Source organism: Methylobacterium nigriterrae (assembly GCF_037106235.1).
In the GTDB taxonomy this organism is placed as follows: domain Bacteria; phylum Pseudomonadota; class Alphaproteobacteria; order Rhizobiales; family Beijerinckiaceae; genus Methylobacterium; species Methylobacterium nigriterrae.
The window spans coordinates 1-274 of record NZ_JBAWTG010000842.1 but is presented as its reverse complement, the minus strand read 5'-3'; the positions used below and the strand labels follow the sequence as shown (position 1 = coordinate 274).

Here is a 274-nt window from a genome sequence, read left to right as displayed (position 1 = left end):
ATCCCATCAATGCCATCAGTTGACTTGCCCCGCAGCGCTTCATACCTTTGCGGAGGAAGCAATTGCAAGGCGAACAGCCATGGGCGTAGACGCAAAGACCGCGATGAAGGGCGTCGAGGTGACGGAAGCCGCCGCGCGCCGGATCAATCAGATCATGGCCGCCGATCCCGGCAAGACCGCCCTGAGGATCAGCGTCGAAGGCGGCGGCTGTTCCGGCTTTTCCTACAAGTTCGACCTGGTCGATTCCCGCAACGAGGACGATGTCGACTTTACC

General features: G+C 60.2%; 1 protein-coding gene. It reads left to right on the top strand.

The features are described 5' to 3' along the window. Nucleotides 1–103: 103 nt before the first annotated feature. On the top strand, nt 104–274 hold a 171-nt coding region (locus WDW90_RS39380; RefSeq protein WP_336493026.1), incomplete at its 3' end, for a HesB/IscA family protein.